This is a genomic window from Acidaminococcus massiliensis, assembly GCF_900095825.1.
In the GTDB taxonomy this organism is placed as follows: domain Bacteria; phylum Bacillota; class Negativicutes; order Acidaminococcales; family Acidaminococcaceae; genus Acidaminococcus; species Acidaminococcus massiliensis.
Map to the genome: position 1 here is coordinate 1,943,408 of NZ_LT608315.1, position 18,204 is coordinate 1,961,611.

At 53.9% G+C, this 18,204-nt stretch carries 19 protein-coding genes and 1 other RNA gene; 4 read left to right on the forward strand and 16 right to left on the reverse strand.

The genetic code is table 11. The annotated features are described in order from the left end of the window. The first annotated feature begins 5 nt into the window (after positions 1–5). Positions 6–1,247, forward strand: coding sequence for a methionine gamma-lyase family protein (locus tag BQ2657_RS09335; RefSeq protein WP_075580356.1), 1,242 nt, complete (start codon positions 6–8; stop codon positions 1,245–1,247). A 146-nt stretch (positions 1,248–1,393) separates the two neighbouring features. Here BQ2657_RS09335 and lexA read toward each other — a convergent pair whose 3' ends face one another. After that, on the reverse strand, positions 1,394–2,038 hold the full coding sequence (lexA, locus tag BQ2657_RS09340) for a transcriptional repressor LexA (RefSeq protein WP_083236243.1): 645 nt from the start codon (positions 2,036–2,038) through the stop codon (positions 1,394–1,396). A 581-nt stretch (positions 2,039–2,619) separates the two neighbouring features. On the opposite strand from lexA, the gene BQ2657_RS09350 reads away from it, so the two are divergent. From BQ2657_RS09350 to BQ2657_RS09360, 3 genes are all read left to right on the forward strand, one after another. Continuing rightward, positions 2,620–3,516, forward strand: a complete 897-nt coding sequence (locus tag BQ2657_RS09350) for a bifunctional hydroxymethylpyrimidine kinase/phosphomethylpyrimidine kinase (protein ID WP_075580358.1) — start codon at positions 2,620–2,622, stop codon at positions 3,514–3,516. 82 nt (positions 3,517–3,598) lie between these two features. Beyond that, positions 3,599–4,165 carry a TIGR04002 family protein gene (locus BQ2657_RS09355; protein WP_075580359.1) on the forward strand — a complete coding sequence of 189 codons (567 nt, stop codon included), beginning with the start codon at positions 3,599–3,601 and terminating at the stop codon, positions 4,163–4,165. Next, entirely contained in the window at positions 4,140–4,739 is a 600-nt protein-coding gene (locus tag BQ2657_RS09360) for a TIGR04100 family radical SAM protein (RefSeq protein ID WP_075580360.1), read from the forward strand. The genes BQ2657_RS09355 and BQ2657_RS09360 overlap by 26 nt, the downstream gene beginning before the upstream one ends. Positions 4,740–4,792: 53 nt before the next feature. On the opposite strand, the gene BQ2657_RS09365 is transcribed toward BQ2657_RS09360, so the two are convergent. The 15 genes from BQ2657_RS09365 to BQ2657_RS09435 form a co-directional block, all read right to left on the reverse strand. Beyond that, positions 4,793–6,013 carry a dicarboxylate/amino acid:cation symporter gene (locus BQ2657_RS09365; RefSeq protein WP_075580361.1) on the reverse strand — a complete coding sequence of 407 codons (1,221 nt, stop codon included), beginning with the start codon at positions 6,011–6,013 and terminating at the stop codon, positions 4,793–4,795. Between the two features lie 164 nt (positions 6,014–6,177). Then, entirely contained in the window at positions 6,178–6,864 is a 687-nt protein-coding gene (locus BQ2657_RS09370) for a cytochrome c biogenesis CcdA family protein (protein WP_075580362.1), read from the reverse strand. Further along, complete coding sequence (locus BQ2657_RS09375) at positions 6,864–7,394, reverse strand: TlpA family protein disulfide reductase (RefSeq protein ID WP_075580363.1); 531 nt, start codon at positions 7,392–7,394, stop codon at positions 6,864–6,866. The genes BQ2657_RS09370 and BQ2657_RS09375 overlap by 1 nt, the downstream gene beginning before the upstream one ends. Positions 7,395–7,482: 88 nt before the next feature. Beyond that, entirely contained in the window at positions 7,483–7,854 is a 372-nt protein-coding gene (locus BQ2657_RS09380; protein ID WP_075580364.1) for a NifB/NifX family molybdenum-iron cluster-binding protein, read from the reverse strand. A gap of 48 nt (positions 7,855–7,902) precedes the next feature. Further along, positions 7,903–8,655, reverse strand: a complete 753-nt coding sequence (locus BQ2657_RS09385) for an energy-coupling factor ABC transporter ATP-binding protein (RefSeq protein ID WP_198524549.1) — start codon at positions 8,653–8,655, stop codon at positions 7,903–7,905. 29 nt (positions 8,656–8,684) lie between these two features. Next, positions 8,685–9,470, reverse strand: coding sequence for an energy-coupling factor transporter transmembrane component T family protein (locus BQ2657_RS09390; protein WP_075580366.1), 786 nt, complete (start codon positions 9,468–9,470; stop codon positions 8,685–8,687). Continuing rightward, a complete protein-coding gene (locus tag BQ2657_RS09395) occupies positions 9,445–10,464 on the reverse strand; it encodes an energy-coupling factor ABC transporter permease (RefSeq protein ID WP_075580367.1) in 1,020 nt (339 codons plus the stop codon). The genes BQ2657_RS09390 and BQ2657_RS09395 overlap by 26 nt, the downstream gene beginning before the upstream one ends. A gap of 3 nt (positions 10,465–10,467) precedes the next feature. Further along, positions 10,468–11,865 (reverse strand): nickel pincer cofactor biosynthesis protein LarC, encoded by a 1,398-nt coding sequence (larC, locus tag BQ2657_RS09400; RefSeq protein ID WP_075580368.1) that lies wholly within the window; start codon positions 11,863–11,865, stop codon positions 10,468–10,470. Next, positions 11,858–12,622: a nickel pincer cofactor biosynthesis protein LarB gene (larB, locus tag BQ2657_RS09405; RefSeq protein ID WP_075580369.1), complete on the reverse strand. Its 765-nt coding sequence runs from the start codon at positions 12,620–12,622 to the stop codon at positions 11,858–11,860. The genes larC and larB overlap by 8 nt, the downstream gene beginning before the upstream one ends. Before the next feature lie 2 nt (positions 12,623–12,624). Continuing rightward, positions 12,625–13,452, reverse strand: a complete 828-nt coding sequence (gene larE / locus BQ2657_RS09410; protein ID WP_075580370.1) for an ATP-dependent sacrificial sulfur transferase LarE — start codon at positions 13,450–13,452, stop codon at positions 12,625–12,627. Positions 13,453–13,611: 159 nt separating this feature from the next. Next, positions 13,612–14,295, reverse strand: a complete 684-nt coding sequence (tatC, locus tag BQ2657_RS09415) for a twin-arginine translocase subunit TatC (RefSeq protein WP_075580371.1) — start codon at positions 14,293–14,295, stop codon at positions 13,612–13,614. Beyond that, a complete protein-coding gene (gene tatA, locus BQ2657_RS09420; protein WP_075580372.1) occupies positions 14,292–14,516 on the reverse strand; it encodes a twin-arginine translocase TatA/TatE family subunit in 225 nt (74 codons plus the stop codon). The genes tatC and tatA overlap by 4 nt, the downstream gene beginning before the upstream one ends. 12 nt (positions 14,517–14,528) lie before the next feature. Beyond that, a complete protein-coding gene (locus BQ2657_RS09425) occupies positions 14,529–15,575 on the reverse strand; it encodes a DUF362 domain-containing protein (RefSeq protein WP_075580373.1) in 1,047 nt (348 codons plus the stop codon). Between the two features lie 318 nt (positions 15,576–15,893). Continuing rightward, positions 15,894–16,242: a transfer-messenger RNA gene (ssrA, locus tag BQ2657_RS09430) on the reverse strand. A gap of 46 nt (positions 16,243–16,288) precedes the next feature. After that, positions 16,289–18,163 carry a DNA/RNA helicase domain-containing protein gene (locus BQ2657_RS09435; protein ID WP_075580374.1) on the reverse strand — a complete coding sequence of 625 codons (1,875 nt, stop codon included), beginning with the start codon at positions 18,161–18,163 and terminating at the stop codon, positions 16,289–16,291. Between the last annotated feature and the right edge of the window lie 41 nt (positions 18,164–18,204).

Here is an 18,204-nt window from a genome sequence, read left to right on the forward strand (position 1 = left end):
ACCCAATGACCATCCAATGGGACGAAATCGAACAGAAAGCACTGGACACCGTTGCCCAGCATACCAAAAGCCATGAAGCAGCCGCCCTGGCCAATACCAAAAAGGTATTGGATGCCTTCGCCAAATACCAGGTGGCGGATTATTACCTGAAACCTACCACGGGCTACGGCTATTCCGATACCGGCCGGGATCAGCTGGATCTGATCTATGCCGAGATTTTCAAGACGGAAGCCGCCCTGGTCCGCTCTCAGTTCGTTTCCGGCACCCATGCCCTGGCTGTGGCCCTCCTGGGGAACCTGCATCCGGGAGACGAAATGATCGGCGCTACGGGAGAACCCTATGATACCATGCAGACCATCATCGGCTATCCCGTAAAGACGCCTGGTTCTCTGGTGGATCTGGGGGTCACCTATAAGGAAATCCCCATGGAAGGGGACCGCCCGGATATCCCTTCCCTCCTGGCTGCCCTGACCCCTCAGACCCGTCTGGTCCATGTGCAGCGGTCCTGCGGCTACAGCAGCAAGCGGAAGACCCTGACCGTAGCGGAGATCGGAGAGATCTTCCAGGCCGTGAAGGCTGTCCGTCCGGATATCATCTGTTTTGTAGACAACTGTTACGGAGAATTCATTGAAGACAAAGAACCTACGGAAGTAGGCGCCGACTTGATGGCCGGCTCTCTGATCAAGAACCTGGGAGGCGGCTTCGCTCCCACCGGCGGCTATATCGTGGGAAAAAAGGATCTGGTGGAACAGGCTTCCTACCGGCTGACGGCTCCCGGTCTGGGCGGCGAGATGGGCTGCACCTTGGGAGATACGGCCCGGGAATTCTACCAGGGGCTCTTCATGGCGCCCCATGTGGCCCTCCAGGCGGTGAAGACTTCTATGTTCGCAGCTTCCGTATTCCAATCCCTGGGCTTTGAAGTCTCTCCTCTCCCGGATGATGTCCGGAGCGACATCATCCAGACCATTACCCTGAACACTCCGGAAAATCTTTGTGCCTTCTGCGAAGCCATCCAGGCCCATTCTCCCATAGATTCCCATGTGACCCCGGTGCCCTCTCCGCTCCCTGGTTACCAGGATGACATCATCATGGCTGCAGGGACCTTCGTCCAGGGCGCTTCCATCGAACTGAGTGCAGATGGTCCCATGCGGGCCCCCTACAAGGTATTCATGCAGGGAGGTCTGACTTTCGAACACGGCTGGATTGCCGTCATGGCAGCTGCCCGGCAGATTATGGCAAAAAAATAAGACCTGCAAAAAAACGGCTTCTGAATTTTGTTTCAGAGGCCGTTTTTATTGTTTCTGCAAGTAAAGGAGTAATAAAAATGGAAAAAGACGCTCAAATCGAAAATTTGAGCGTCTGAGAGAGAATCGACTGTTTTTGCTTCTTCCACTTATAAAGTCCGGAATACGGCAATCACTTTTCCCTTGATTTCGATATTGTCCGTGCCAACAATGGGGGGATAGGCATCATTTTCCGGTTGGAGACGGATCTGTTTCAGTTCCCGGAAATATCTCTTGATGGTGGTTTCCTCACCATTGATGAACGCCACCACAATATCCCCGTTGGTGGCGTAATTCTGTTTCCGCACGAACACATAATCATGATCCAAGATCCCAGCATTCTTCATGCTGTCGCCTTCCACCACCATCATGAACACATCTTCCTTGCAGCCGATCAGATCCAGAGGGATGGGGTAGGTGTCTTCAATATTTTCCACTGCCAAAATGGGATCCCCTGCATGGACAGCACCCACAAGAGGGACGGAAACCATACTTTTCTTCCGCCAGCTGATTTCATCAGTCAGCCCGTAAGTACGGGGCTTCTCCGGGTCCCAGCTGACAAATCCGGCTTCTGCCAATTTCTTCAAATTGTTGTGGACAGAAGCGCTGGAAGAAAGGCCCACTGCCTTGCCGATTTCACGGACAGAAGGGGGATAACCATTGGAAAAGATATATTGTTTGATGTATTCCAGAATCTGGCTCTGGCGGGCATTGATGGAGCGGGTATTCATTTTTTTCAGTTCAGATTCAGTCATAGGACAAAACTCCTTTATCAGGATGGATAAGCGGTACACGGATCCACGATAGATAAATTTAGTATAACAAGAAAACAGCTGTGTGTCAAACAGGCGTTTGATGAACGAGAAGATCATCAAGGAAAAAGATAACAGATCTGAATCAAGTAAAATCCAGAAGCAGGATCAGCCATAGAACCGTATAAACGACAGGAAAACACAAGCAGTCCAAAAAGAATTTGATTCCAGAAAAAATCTTCCATGATCCTGTCGGTCCAAGAAACGCAGGTTCCTGAAGGAAAAGGCCGCCGACCGGCATGAGGAGTGCATCGGAAAGGAAATAGGCAAGCATTCCAGCATACATGGACAGGCATTTCCACTCAAAATTTTTACGTCCGATAATATATATTATGTAAAATAATGTTGATAACTCGACCTAGGAAACTGTCCGTATCCATAGGATTGCTGGAAAATGACCCGCATACCGACACAGTTTGCTTCAGGAAATTTAAAAACCGTTCCTTTTTTTCAGGAACCTTCTGTGTTATAACAAGAATTGTCCAATCAATAAGGAAAATCGATCTACAAAGGAGTTCTTCATCATGCACCAGCGCGTTGCCGCCATCAATGATCTGTCCGGCTTGGGACGCTGTTCACTGACTGTCGATATCGCCGTCCTGGCTGCCATGGGCATTGAAGCCTGTCCGCTGCCTACGGCTGTGCTGACTTCGCAGACTGGGTATCCTGGTTATCACTGTGTTCCTTTTACCAAACAGATGTGCAATTATACGGAACACTGGCAGGAACTACAGGTATCATTCCAAGGCATCCTGTCCGGGTATCTGGCCACTCCTGATGCAGCCACACAAGTACAGGACTTCTTGGAAAAGTTCCATAAACCCGGCGTCCTCTACCTTTGCGATCCTGTCCTAGGCGACAATGGCAAGGCCTACCGTGGATTTACCGATGCTTCCATCCAAGCCGTCCGCCATCTGGCTTTCCAAGCGGATCTCTTGACACCCAATCTGACGGAATTCTGCATCCTCACAGATACGGAGATGGATTCTCTCAAAAAGCTGGGACAAGAAAATCCGGAAGAGCTGTACCGCCTTCTGCAATACCGGTCTTATCTCTTCAAAGATCAGGCACTTGTCATTACAGGGATCCCGATAAAAGAACGGGATCAACAGCTCTTGGTCAATCTGATCATTGACCACGCGAAAACTCCGGTGGCCATTCCTTCTCCCCATCTGGGCGGCAGCTACTCCGGTACAGGCGATCTTTTTGCGGCCGTCTTGATGGGCAGTCAGCTCCAGAAAAGAAACCTGGAACAGGGTGTACGCTTGGCGGGAGAACTCATCGTAAGGGGGATTGCCGATGCCCAAAAAGAACACACTCCCTGCAATGACGGGATCAATTATGAGCCCTATCTGAACCTCCTCTCTCTTTCCTCTTTACAGACTATGGGGCAAAGAGGAACCTGTCAGGCACAAAAATGAGGAGGATATGCTGCTTTACTGCGATTATGGTTGATACAATGAACTATGTACATTAAATTATATTGAAAGGAATTGATTGCTCATGAAACAAAGGAATCCACAGGAACGGCTCCGGCTGCTGGTCCTGACCGGCCTCTTCGCCGGGCTCATCTGTCTGTTCACGGCCTATATCTGCCATATCCCCATGGGCGCCAATGGCGGCTATCTGCATTTCGGCGATACCCTGATCTACGTGGCAGCTTCCCTCCTGCCCCAACCCTATGCCCTCCTGGCGGCAGCTATCGGCGGGGGACTGGCTGATCTCCTGACTTCGCCCATGTGGGCTCCGGCTACCATTATCATCAAGGCCCTGATTACCCTGCCCTTTACTTGGAAAGCCCAGAAGCTGCTCTGCACCCGGAACCGGATCGCTCCGTTCCTGTCCTGGATCATTTCCACCATTGGCTACTACCTGGCAGAGGGACTGATTTTCGGGACCTATGCGGCCCTGGTCACTTCCATTATGGGCAGTGCCATCCAATCCGGCGGAAGCCTGCTGTTCTATTACCTGGTTGCCGGCGTGTTGGATAAACAAGATGTGAAAAATCGAATCTTTGTAAAGACGGAAAGGACGACGAAATTCCATGGCTCAGATTCTTTATACTTATAAAGACGGCGTATACGCCAATTTAACCAATTTGTGCAACTGCCGGTGCACTTTCTGTGTCCGGTTCCAGCATGAGGGAATCGGTGATGCCCCTACCCTCTGGCATAAGGTGAATCCCAATTGGGAGCAGGTCAAGGCAGCGGTGGACGCCTTTGATTTCACCGGATTCAAGGAACTGGTGTTCTGCGGGTACGGGGAACCCACCTGTGCTCTGGACCTGATGCTGAAGACTGCCCGGTATGTGCGGAAGATCCATCCGGAATTGAAGCTGCGGGTGAATACCAATGGGCTGGGGTCTTTGGAAAACGGCCGAGATATCGTACCGGACCTGGCCCAGGTATTGGATGCGGTATCCATCAGCCTCAATGCTCCAAATGAAGCGGATTATAACAAAGTGACCCGCCCTACCCTGCCAGGCGCCTACCAGGCTATGTTGGATTTCGCCCGGGAATGCAAAAAGAAGATTCCCGACACCCGGATGACCGTGGTGGACGTGCTTCCCCCAGAACAAATCGAAGCCAGCCGAAAAGTGGCAGAAAGCTGCGGCATCAAATTGAGAGTGAGAAAATTTGCATAAAAAAGGGACTGTGAAAGAATGAAGAATCATTTTTTCACAGTCCCTTATCACATCTATTTCTCTTTCTCCAGCAAATGGGTCACGATGATGGCGCAGGATGCGTCTCCCGTGATGTTCAGGGTGGTGCGCCCCATATCGAAGATCCGGTCCACACCGGCTACCAGAGCGATGCCGTCCACCGGCAGATTGACGGACGCCAGCACCATGGCCAGCATGATCATCCCGGCACCGGGAACCCCTGCTGTCCCTACGGAAGCCAGAGTAGCCGTCACCACGATGGTGAGCATCTGGGATATAGTCAGGTCGATGCCGTAGCAGGAAGCGATGAATACGGCGCAGACGCCTTGATAAATGGCGGTCCCGTCCATGTTGATGGTGGCACCGAGAGGCAGGGCGAAGCTGGTGACTTCTTTAGAGGCACCCAGTTTGTTGGCACATTCTATATTGATGGGCAGGGTACCTACAGAAGAAGCACTGGAAAAAGCGAACAGCATGGCCGGCATCATACCCTTGAAGAATTTCAGCGGACTCATGCCGCCGATGGCCCGGACTGCCAGGGAATAGACCAAGATGGCATGGAGGGCATAGGCGATGTAGGCACAAAGGATGACTTTGGCCAGGGAGCCGATGACAGCAGTCCCATTCTGGGCAATTACCGGGCACAGCAGGCAGAATACACCGATGGGAGACAGGGCTAGGATTATTTCCATGACTTTCATGAATACATCATTCCAGGTATTGATGAACTCTGCTGCCTGTTCTCCCTGTTTCCCCAGGGCAATGATGGCAATCCCGATCAGCAGCGCCATGACGATGACTTGGAGCATATTGGCGCTGGTCAGAGGTGCCAGGAAGTTGGACGGGAACAGATCCACCAGCATCTTCATGGGCCCTGTGGATCCTCCTTTGACCTTAAAGGAAAGTTCAGCCACGGACAGGGCTGGGAACAGGGGTTTGAAGCTGTTGGCGATGAACAGTCCGATGGTGGTGGCAATGGCTGTAGTAATGAAGTAATAGACCAATGTAATGCCGCCGATGGATCCCAATTTCCGGATGTCACTGAGGGAAACCACCCCTGCCATGATGGAAAACAGGACAATGGGCCCAACGATGAATTTTACGAGATTCAAGAAAATGGTGCCGAATGGTTTGATGTACGCCACGGTAAATTCCACATTCCCCTGCAGTGCCAGACCCGCGATGATTCCCAAGACCAGCGCGATGAAGATCTGTCCGGCCAGAGGGATCTTCTTTTTCTTTTGTTCTCCGTCCATTGCAATCAGCCTCCTTTGTTCCTTCTGGAAGAAAGAACTGTATTGAATTTATCAACAGTCCTTCCTGTATCCATTATAGCATATAGACAGAAATATACTAGTCTGAAAATCCAGAATATTTAAAAAAGAACTGCTGCCCATGGAACAGCCCCTGCCGCGCCTCCCTACCCTGCCAGGAAGGCCATGACCCGGAGAGTCATGCCGCTGAGCATCAGGACACCGAAGAGAATCAGGAAAAGGCCGGCAGCTTTCTGGATCCGGGGCAGCCAAACATATCCTCTCCGCAGGGCAGAGCCGATTTTCTGCCAAAAAAGAGCTGTCAAGAGGAAAGGGATGCAGAAGCCCAGGGCATAGGCCAGCAGCAAAAAGATTCCCTGCTGGGCAGTCTGCTGGCTGCCGGCGGCCATGAGGATAGCAGTCAGGATAGGACCGGTACAGGGAGTCCAGCCCAGGGTGAAAGACGCACCCAAAAAGAAAGAACCCAGTACCCCCTCTTTTTTCTGCTGGAGGAAGGGCCTCCTGTCCCGAAGGAGGAACAAGGGCGTCCACAATCCGCTCAGAAAGAGTCCCAGGAGGATCAAGATCACCCCTGCCGCCTTTTCCAGTACTTTCCAATAACGGAGTACCAGCTGGCCTAAAACCGTTGCCGTGGCTCCCATGGCCAGGAAAACCAAAGTAAAACCGGCGAGAAAAGCCAGGGTATTGCCCAGGAGACGCCTCCTTCCCCGGCCTTCTTCCTGACTGGAACCGGCCAGGAGCAGCAGGAATGTGGGCAGCATGGGCAGGACACAGGGCGAAGCAAAAGAAAGGAGCCCCGCCCCAAAAGCGGCTCCCAAGGTCAAGGAACCCATTACAATTTCCCTTTCAAAAATCCTTCCAGCTGCTGGGCGGTGGCCATCCCTTCGTGGCGCTGGAGGATATTCCCTTTTTCATCCAGGATGACCGTAGTGGGAACTACCCGGACTTTATACAGGTCAGCTGCTTTCCCCTCCTGGTCCAGAAGCACTGGCAGGGTATACCCATTGTCCTTCAAAAAAGCTTGGACTTTGCTGCCCTCTTCCTGGAGGTCCACGGCATAGAAAGTCACTTTATCCTTATATTTGCCGGCAAAAGCGTTCATCTCCGGCATTTCATTCCGGCAGGGAGGACACCAGGTAGCCCAGAAGTTGATTACGTAGATCTTGCCATCACCCGGCTGGACGGAATGCGAAGCCCCCTTGGCATCTTTCAAGGTAAACCCCGGCGCCTGGACCTTTTGGGCAGAAGCCTGAGAAGCAGTTGCTGGAGCACTGCCCTGGGAAGTCCCGGAAGCACTGCCGCAGCCGGCAGCCAGAAGAACAGCGGATAGAAGGAGTGCAGAAAAGATCAGCTTGGGTTTCATAAAATCCCTCCTGTGGAATAAATTTTAATCAGGAATTTTTCTTTATAATATCATAAGGGGCCCGCTGCACGCAACAGGTCCCTTTTTCTCAATGATGGCAGCCGCCTTCGTGGTGTTCACCATGGTGGCTGCACTGGATGTCTTCCTGGTAGTGGAGGTTGTCCGCTAGGAAATCAGTGACAGCCTGGTCAGCCTGGCCACTGCAGCCTCCGTAAAAAGCAATGCCCGCGGCTTTTAGGCCTTCCTGGGCTCCGCCGCCGATACCGCCACAGATGACGATTTCCGCTCCCAGCTGCTGGAGCACTCCCACCAAGGCTCCATGGCCCTGTCCCTGGGTACTGCGGATTTCAGTTTTCTGCACTTTCCCATCAGCCAGGTCATAGACTTTGAAATATTCGGTCCGGCCGAAATGCTGGAAGATTTCCCCATTCTTTGGGTCATAAGTCACTGCAAGTTTCATGTTGTTTCCTCCATATTCTAATAAATTTCCGTCAATTGCGCCATCATTTTAGATTTCCTTCTGCAGCCGCAGAGGGAGTTCCAATCCACAGGATTCCAGCAGAGCCTGGTTGGACAACACCTCATGGGCCGGGCCATCCTCCTGGATCCAGCCATCGGACAGCAGGATCACCCGGTCGCAGGTATCCCAGATGAAGTCCAGGTCGTGGGAGGCAATGAGCTGGGCACAGGGCAGCCGACGTAGGATTTCCGTCAGTTTCCGCCGGTTCCGAGGGTCCAGGGCAGCAGAAGGTTCATCCATCAGCAGCAGGTCCGGATCCTGGACCAGGAGCCCAGCAATGGCAGTGAGCTTTTTCTGTCCCCCAGAAAGCCGATAGATCTGCCGTTGGGCCAATTCTTCCATCCCGACCTTTTCCAGGGCCGCTGCTGTCCGGCCCTCCACTTCTTCCGCCGGAAGACCGGCATTCCGCAGAGCAAAAGAAACATCGCTTTCCACCGTGGGCATGAACAGCTGGCTTTCGGAATCTTGGAAAACATAGCCTGTTTTCCGGCGGATGGTTGGAAGATTCTGTGGAGTAAGAGGCAGACCGCCCACAATGAGGGTCCCTTCTTGGAGAGGCAGGAGCCCTACCACCAGCTTCAGCAGGGTGGACTTCCCTACCCCGTTGCTGCCGATGAGACCCACCTTTTCCCCGGATTCCAGAGAAAAAGAAAGATCATGGAGTACGGGAACCGGGTCCTGGCCGGGCCGGAATGCAGGATATTGGAATTGGATATGGGAAAGAGTCAGAATGGCAGACACAGGAACCTCCCTGATGCGTCCAAATGGCATCAAATATGAAAGAAGTACAGCCCGAAACGGCAGAATAGGCACCAAGCTAGGGTACTGCTGAGCAGCAGCAAGTCCCCTTTCAGGGATCCAGCGTTTTTCTGTTCTGGGAAACGGCCCTGGAAGCCCCGGAGCTTCATGCTTTCATAAACCAGCTGGGCCCGTTCCAGGCTCCGGAGGAACAGCAGCCCCAGGAGACTGCCGCTGATCTTCCATGGGATTCCCCGGCTTTCCGGAGCCCGGAGCCGATAGGCAGACGCCATCCGGGTTCCTTCCTGGAGCAGCAGCACCAGATACCGCCAGGTCAGCAGCAGGGAAATGACCAACACCTGAGGCAAGGGCAGCTTCTGGAGGGCACAGGCCAGCTTTTCCAGAGAGGTGGTGGCCAGGAGCAGGTATGCGCCCAACACGCAGCCCGTGGCCTTCAGCAAGAGGAGGAGCAGCACCCCGATTCCTCCCGGAATCTGTACAGGCCCTAGAGAAACAGGCATTCCTTGAAACCAGAACAGATTCACCAGGCCGATGCTGCCCACCATTCCCAGTACCGGACCCAGCTGGCGCAGCGGATGCTTCCAGGATAAACGGCCCAGCCGGTACCAGACCGGAAGCACCCAAAGCAGCAAAAGAGCATTGGTAAGCTTTTCCGGGCCCAAAGAAGCCAGGGCTGCCAAAAAGATGAATAAAGAACCCAGCTTGGCCAGGGGAGAAAGCCGGGTGAGTACTGTATCCTCCCCTGCCAGATCATCCAACAGATGGATGGTTTCAATGGCGTTCTTGAGAGACTTCATGATGCCCTGTCTTCCGCAAATTCCGGCCCAGGAACCAGATGATGCCGAAAATCAGCAGGCTCCCCATGATCCCGGACAGGGCCGTCCCCAAAGGCCCTTCCAGCCCCGGTATCTGATATTCTGAGAACCAAGCCGTCAGTTCCTGGATCCGGGCTGCTGCACCGTAAATCCCCTGCTCCGAGCCTTCCAATTCCGTACGGCCGGTGAGCCGGGCAATGGACCATTCCAGTCCGTCTGGATTTTCGGAAGCCAGCAGAGATAGCCCTCCGCCGACTGCAAGAGACAGGCCCCCCAAGGCGCCCAGCAGTTTCTTCCGGCTCCAAGTCCCTTTCCGTACGGCCGACCCAGACAGAACGGGCTGACGCAGGAGCTCCGGGCGGTTTTCATATACAAAGCCCAGTACTGCAGCGGTGATCAGGCCTTCCCCCAGGCCGATGGCCAGATGGATGGGCTGCATCAGCAGCAGGAATGCAGTAAAAGGCAGTTCCGTGATCCCCGAGAGAAAGGTCTCGCCTGCAACGGAAAAGGCCCCCAGCTGAAGGGTCAGCACACTGCCGCTCACACTGGCTGCTGCAATGGTCTTTTGGGTCAGTCCTTGCCGGGTCAAAAGGGGCCACAGGATCCCGCCGCCTATAAAGCAGCCGTAAAAAGCCATATTCCATACATTGGCTCCCAGGGCCAGCAGGCCCCCGTCCCCAAAGACCAGGCACTGGAGGGTCAAGATGCCGATCATGGTCAGGAAGCCGGCATAAGGCCCCACCACGGCAGAAAGGAGCATGCCGCCGCAGAGATGACCGGAGGAACCGGTGCCGGGAATGGCAAAATTGATCATTTGGGCAGCAAAGACAAAAGCCCCCAAGACCCCCATTTCCGGAACGATGCCTTCCTGGTTTTCTTGCTTAACCTTGCGGGCTGCATACCAGGCTGCCGCGCCGGAAAGGGCATACATAGTCCCTGCTATACCGGGAGACAGCAGAGCGTCCGCCATATGCATAAGTCATTCCTCCTTTTTCGGGGCAGGAGCCAGTTCTCCCAGCACCTGCTGCCAGATGGCCTGATAACTGCGGCCGGTGCTGCGGCACAGGGCTGCGATGCCGGCATATTCGGGGTAGAGCCGGGTTTCTGTTTCTCCCGTCATTTTTCCTTCGGCATCCAAAGCCGGCACCTGGACCGCTTTTACCGCCACCGGTCCCAGAGAAGTTTCTGCTACCTGTTCCTTCCGCTTCAGGATGCTCCGTGCCATCCGGCTCCGGCGGATGCCGATGGTGGTGGTTTCCGCAAAGAGCAGGGCTTCCAGAGCCTGCCGTTCCGGCTCCTTGCACAGCACTGTCACCAGCCATCCCGGCCGGTTCTTCTTCATATACACCGGAGCATACTGCACATCTCTTGCCCCGGCGGCCAAGAGATGTTCCAGCACATGGCCCAGGGCTTCCCCCGTACAGTCGTCCAGGTCGGTCTCCAATTTCCAGATGGTATCTTCCTCCCAAGGGGCCGGAACTGCTTCTTCCGGTACTTCCAGGACCATAGCCCGAAGCAGGCTGGGCATGGCCTGTTCCCGTTTCCCGGCACCCAAGCCCACCTTGGCCACCGTAAAGGTATCCGGCAGCTGGCTCCGGGTGCGGAGGGCAGCTGCAATGGCGGCTCCGGTGGGAGTCACATATTCTCCGGCAAAGGGCATGATGTGGAGAGGCAGATGGTGGGCAGCGGCGATGTTGGCCACTGCTGGAACCGGGATGGGCAGGATGCCATGGGCACAGCGGACGCTTCCGGTCCCTTCATTCAGCACCGGGATCACCACCTCCCGGATCCCCAGGTTGTCCAGGCACACCGCCACCGCCGCAATGTCCACAATGGAATCCACCGCTCCCACTTCGTGGAAATGGACTTCTTCCAGGGTGGTGCCATGGGCTTTGGCTTCCGCTTCTCCCAGGATGGTGAAGATCTTCACCGCCAGGGCATGGGCCCCTTCCGTCAGGTCCCCCTGGGCCAGGATGTCCAGTACTTCCTTGAGGCCCCGATGTGCATGATGGTGATGATGGGTATGGGTTTCGGCGCCAGCCTCCTGGTGTTCATGTTCATGGTCATGGTGATGGACATGGTGCCCGTGCTGGTGGCCCTCCCCTTCCGGGATTTCTGCCTGGTTTTTGGCAAACCCGTAGAGATAATCCATATCATGGTCATGGTTCTCGTGTTCTGCATCCAGTTTCACCAGGAAATCACAGCAGTCCAGCCCAGCCTTCTTCACCCGGCTGATTTCCACCGTATACCCGGTCAGAGGCAGGGAAGCAAGGGCCTTCCGGAGCACCTGTTGGTCTGCCCCCAGATCCAGCAGGGCCCCTACGGTCATGTCCCCGCTGATGCCGCTTTTACATTCCAGATAAAGCAGTTTATCCATGATTTCCCGTTTCCTTTCTGCAGGCCAGCCGGTTGATCTGGGTGGCCAGATAGCCGGCTCCGTAGCCGTTGTCGATGTTTACCACCGCAATGCCGTTGGCACAGCTGTTGAGCATGGTGAGGAGAGCCGAAATACCCTGGAGGCTGGCCCCGTACCCGATGGAAGTGGGCACGGCGATCACCGGGTTGCTTACCAGGCCTCCCAATACGCTGGGCAGAGCCCCTTCCATGCCGGCCACCGCAATGACGCAGTTGGCTTCCTGGATGGGGTCCAGATTGGCCAAAAGCCGGTGGAGGCCGCTGACCCCCACATCGTAGACCCGGTCCACTTTACTTCCGAAAAATTCCGCCGTCTGGGCCGCCTCTTCCGCCACGGGGATATCTGCCGTCCCCGCCGTGCATACGGCCACGGAACCTTGGAGCCCCACCGGTTTCCGGATCACCTTCACCAGTTTGGCTAGCGGATCATACACTGCATCCGGGCACAGAGACCGGATTAGATCGAATTGCTCCCGGCTGGCCCGGGTCCCCAGCACATTGCCCTCGTCTTCTGCCAGCTTCTGGAAGATCTGTTTCAGATGGGCATCGCTTTTACCGCTGCAGAACACCACTTCCCCGAAGCCGGTGCGGATTTTCCGATGGGTATCCAATTTGGCGAACCCCAGGTCTTCAAAAGGCTTCTGCCGGAAGAATTTTTCCGCGGCTTCCACAGAGATCTCTCCATTCCGGACTTTTTCCAGGATTTCCTTCGTTTCCATGGTCAGTCCTTCTTTTCCGGGGGCAGGGTTTCATTCATGCTTCCAGTCCGATAGCCCAAAAGATCCAAGGTCACATAGGTGAACCCGTATCCCTTCAGCTTTTCCGCGATTTCCAGCCGGTGGTCCAGCACCTGTTGGAGTTCGTCGGGCAGCACTTCGATCCGGGCCAGGTTCCCGCCGTGGATCCGTACCCGGAGCTGATGGAATCCCATGTCCAGCAGCAGTTGTTCCGCCTTGTCCACCATGCCCAGCCGTTTGGGGGTGATCTCTTCCCCATAGACGAACCGGGAAGACAGACAGGCGAAAGACTGCTTGTTCCAGGTGGGAAGCCCCAATTTCTTGGAATAGGCCCGGATTTCCTTTTTATACAGGCAGGCCTGCCGGAGGGGGCTGGCAATCTTCAGTTCCGCAATGGCCTGGAGCCCGGGACGGTAATCCCCTTCGTCATCCAGGTTGGAGCCTTCCGCCACGGCCGCCAGATTGTTTTCTTTGGCCACCTCCAGGATCTTTTCGAACAGTTCGTGTTTGCACAGATAGCACCGGTTGGTGGGGTTGTGGGAAAAGCCCGGGATGGACAGTTCTTCCGAATCCACCACCAGGTGGCGGATGCCCTCTTTGGCGCAAAAGGCTTTGGCTTCCTGCAGTTCCCGTTCCGGAAAGGAGCAGGACCGGGCGGTGACTGCCAGCACCTTATCCCCCAGGGTATCGTGGGCCACTTTCAGGAGAAAAGTGGAATCCACCCCGCCGGAAAAAGCCACGGCCACACTGCCCAGCTGGCGGAGGATACTCTGGAGTTTTTCCAGTTTATTTCTGTTTACAGATTCTTCCATGAAATGGTTTCCTTTCTTGTAGGGTTTCTTTCATCTTATAGAAATAGAGTCTTGAAAGGAAGACTCTATTTCTTAGACATTTTATGAAATTTTCTTAGGAGCCTGTGCTCCGTCCTTTTTCTTTATTATACCATGGATGGCCAGAATGGGACAGGATTCCTACCGTTTCAGCAGCACCCTGATCAGTACCAGGCTGATTTCATATAATAGAATCAGGGGAATGGCCAAAAGGGTCTGAGATACCATGTCCGTGGTGGGGGTGATGATGGCCGCTACCACAAAGGCCAGCACGATTACATACCGCCGGGCCTTTTTCAGCCGTTCCGAAGTCACCAGGCCCATTTTGGCCAAAAGCAGCAGCACCAGGGGCAGATTGAAGAAAAGCCCCACCGGCAGCACCATCAGCACCACAAAATCCAGATAGGCCTCCAGAGACCACAGGGGCTGCACCGCGCCGGAGCTGAAACTGCGGAGGAAAAACAGCCCCTGGGGCAGGATCAGTCCATAGGAAAAAGCCAACCCGGCCAGGAACAGAAGGACGGAAGAAGGGACGAACAGCAAGAGAGCCCGTTTTTCCCGTTTCGTGAAAGCCGGCACCAGGAAGGCCCAGAATTCCCAGGCCAAAAGAGGAGAAGCCAGGATGGCCCCGCTCCAAAGGGCGATCTTCACGTAAATCATGAAGGCTTCTGCCGGCTTCATCACATACAGCTGGGGCACCGGAGCCGTGAGGAAGGCCACGATCCGGTCGATCTGCCAGAAGCTGAGGGCCCCTCCCACAGCCAGTCCCATAAGACAGCGGATCAGCCGGGTGCGGAGTTCTCCCAAATGTTCAGTGAAGGTCATGCTTTGGGGGCCGCACTCCCCGTCTGTCCGTTTTTTTCCGGTTCCTGCGTTTCTTTTTTGGTTTCCGCTGGTTCAATGGTTTCCACCGCGTTCACTGCATCCTTGAATTCCCGCATGCTCTTGCCTAAAGCGGCCCCGATGGAGGGCAGCTTCCCCGGACCAAAGACCACCAGGGCGATCACCAAGATCAGCAGCAGTTCCGGTACACCCAGTCCAAACATGTCTCCCCCTCCTTAGTCAATGGAAATCAGTTCGTATTTGTCGTTGCCCATCTTCAGGTCCCGCATGGCCTGGAGCTGGTGGAGCCCATGACGGGATTCGATCCGTTCGATGAGATCCTTCTTGTCGTCGTTTTTCCGGCCATAGACCAGATCCACACTGGCCTGGTCCACCGCCAGGATATCCGTAGAAGCCAGCATCCCCAGATCGGCGATCTTGGGTTCGGCTGCCGAAGTCCCGGCACAGTCGCAGTCTACGGACATCCGGCGCAGCACATTCAGGAAGACGATGTGCTTCCCGAAATAGTCCACCGTGGCCTTCCCGGAATCCGCCATCAGTTCCATGAAAGTATCCTGCATAGGCATTTTCCCCCAGGCTTCTCCCGCAGGAGGCATGGGACCGGTGGTATAGCCGTGGACCTGACGCTTCCCATGCTGGCCGGAGGCACAGCCAATGGCGATGTTCTTCAGGGATCCCCCGTATCCCCCCATGGTGTGCCCTTTGAAATGGGTCAGTACCACCATGGAATCGTAGTTGATGATGTGGCCCCCCATGGCCACTTCCTTTAGGTGTTTGCCGCCCCGTACCGGCAGATTCACATCTCCCTCTTCATCCATGATGTCCACCGGACAGAAGTCCCAGCCGTTGACCTTCAGGGTTTCCCGGTGGGATTCGGTGGTGTACCGGTCGCCCGAGTACAAGGTATTGGTTTCTACGATGTTGCTGTTGGGAATGTGCTGGATCAGGGCCTTCACCATATCCCTCGGCAGGATATTGGGGCCATGTTTTTCACCGGTATGGAGTTTCACAGCCACTTTTCCGTAGATCCCTTCGCTGATTCTGTCATACAGGGCAATGAGATGGGCCGCATCAATGTGTTTGGTGTAATACACTTTGGCCCGGGAGCCTTCTCCGTCCGCCGCTTTTTTGCCGGTTTCGTCTTCAGACCCCACCACAGGAGCCTGAGCCATCACTTTGGGCAGACCGCTTTTGGCCAAAAAGGCGCCGGCCGCCACTCCGCCCATGACTTTCAAAAAATCCCGTCTGGATATATCTTTCATACCAATCCCTCCTGTTATCTTTCTTCAAACTTTGTTATACAACCAGCAGTCCACTGTCGGTCAAGGAAAATCAACCCCAGCAGGCCAAGACATTCCAGCCTGCTTTCTTGCAGTATAACAGGAATGGATTGATATGAAAAATGCTTAGATTACATACACCGTCATACAAATTTTATATGTTGGGAGAAAGAGGAAGCAGCGCATCAAAAAAAGAGATATCCCCTGCTGACCTATAACAAAAGGGCTGTTCCACGTGTCTTGTTTTCACACGTGGAACAGCCCTTTAACCGTGTCTCCACACGAACATATGTTCAAGGCTGGTGGAGATGAGGGGAGTCGAACCCCTGTCCGAAAGCATTGCCATGCGAACTTCTCCGAGCGCAGACTGCATATTTTATTTCGCAGCTCCCTTGCCTGCAGACGGGCCAGGAAACGTGCTATCTCGATGGGTTTCCCTGCCTTCCTCCGAGAATTGGAAGACAAGTATCCTGCAAGTGTCGTCTATTCTTCTTCAGCAGGAATGAAGAGGAAAGACGTTAGCAATTTAAGCTGCTAAAGCGTAAGAATCGTCTGCGTTTATAACGCGTTTCCACCGTTTAATGGGGTTGGCGGGATCCCAGCTCGCTTATCGCACACCATCTACCCCCGTCGAAACCGGTACATCCCCGGGTTTGATGTGTACATCGTATTATAGCACGGAAAAAGTTGAATAGTCAATCGTTTTCCACTGTCATCATCGACGCAAACCACCCATAGGTTTCATCCAGCTTCGGATCCTTGGGAAAATACAGGAACATCCCTTTCCGGCTCCGTGTCAGCAGCACCCGGTACACGTTTTGGATGACTTTCTCCAGGTCTTTGAAGCCAGGATTGGAGGCATGGGGATCCACCTTCCATTTTCCATCTTGGATAAAGTAATCTCCCACAAAGGAGACAATGGGGTATTCCAGCTCGATGCCCTGGATCATGAATTCCGACGCCCCGCGGGTCAGCTGATAGCTTTCCTCTGTATACCAGTGGTAGGCTTCTTCAGCTTTTACATAGCATCCCCGATACTGGGGGCCGAACATCCCTTGCTTTGCCCGGAGATGGAAAGAAACGATGATGCCGGTATGAGCTCCTGGAGCATGCTGCTTAACATAGGATACTGCCTGGGGCAATTTGCTGGCATCCCGGAACCTCCAGCAGACGAACCCTTGCGCCACCATTTCGCAGTAGAATTTCCTGGCTTTTTCCAGATCCAGATCCAGGATGGCTTCCACCCAAGGACTCACATCGATGAAATCATGGCGGATAGACGTATTGAGCGTCAAATGAGGACTGGCATGGATATGGGGACTTCCCCCAAAGACCTTTTGATACGAAGCCGGAATATATACATTCCAATCTTTTCTACCAGCTAAAGCTTTGGCCCATAAAGGCATGCCTGTTTCTTCATGGAAATAAAGGGACTGTCCTTCTCCAATCAAACAGAGGATCGTCACTTTCCCATATTTCGCGGCGATCCGGTCTCCTAGCCGTAAAAGAAGGGTCGCTTCCGTTTCTCCTGGTTCCCTGTAATCCGTATCCCAGGCCCGTTGGGCTTCATCGAATACAATGATGTTGTGCAGGGGAACAGAAGTCCCATGGGCCAGAGTCTTAAAATTCTTCATAGCTTGGATATAGCTTTTGCCCTCTTGGACGAATCCATGGTTGGATAAGGTGTTCTGCAGGATATTGACCAAGGGATCATTCCCAGAAAGGTAAATGGGGTTCAATGTTTCCTGGTCGTGGGCATGGTCGTAGACTGTCCTGAGCCCGACCAGTGTTTTTCCAGAGCCTGGGACTCCTGAAACAAAGAGGATGCTCTTTTGCGTGGAACGGTCAGCGATGACACCATCGATGGCCTCCAAGGTCTCTTTGATATCCCCCTCCCGGATGGTCTTGATATTCGGCAGGTCACCCGATTTGAAAAGCTGCAGGGTGGCCTCTGCAATATTTTTCAAAGGATAAAAGGGTGAAGCGATCCAAGTACAGCATTCTTTTTCAGAAAGCGGCAGTTGGTCTTTGAGCGCGTTTCGTAGGGCGGCAGTGAAATTTTCAGGCGTCAGCACATCTACCAAATGATGGTTTCCTGCCGGATTCCCTTGGGTATAGACCAAGTAGGCTTCCACCTTCATGGCCTTCTTCTCTGTCTCATAATGGTAATGGGAAAGACTTTGCCGATATCCGGCAGCCTGGGCTGCATCCTCTTTCAAGATGACAGCTTTCTGCTTGAACTCCAAGATGATCACCTTATGTTGGGTAAGGAGCAATACATCAGCCTGTTTCCGCGAATCAGGCATAACATATTCAAAGACCATGGAAAAGGGGTCCAGCCCGGTATCCGCCGGAAGATATGTCTTGAGGAAATCATAGCAGTCTCGCCAAGAACGGTCATTGGCAGGCTCTACCGGGTATCCGCAAGTCTTTTCCACAAAATCGTGGCAGGCGGTTAGGAAGCTTTCCCGGGTGGTCTCCTCCCGAAATTCCTTCAGCGTAACAACCAGGGCAGCCCTGTCTTTGCCCAGGTGATTGCGGAACGCCGTCCCAACTTCTACTGTTTTCAAAGCCCTTTCCCCTCTTCCCCAAATTACACTTTGCTCCATGA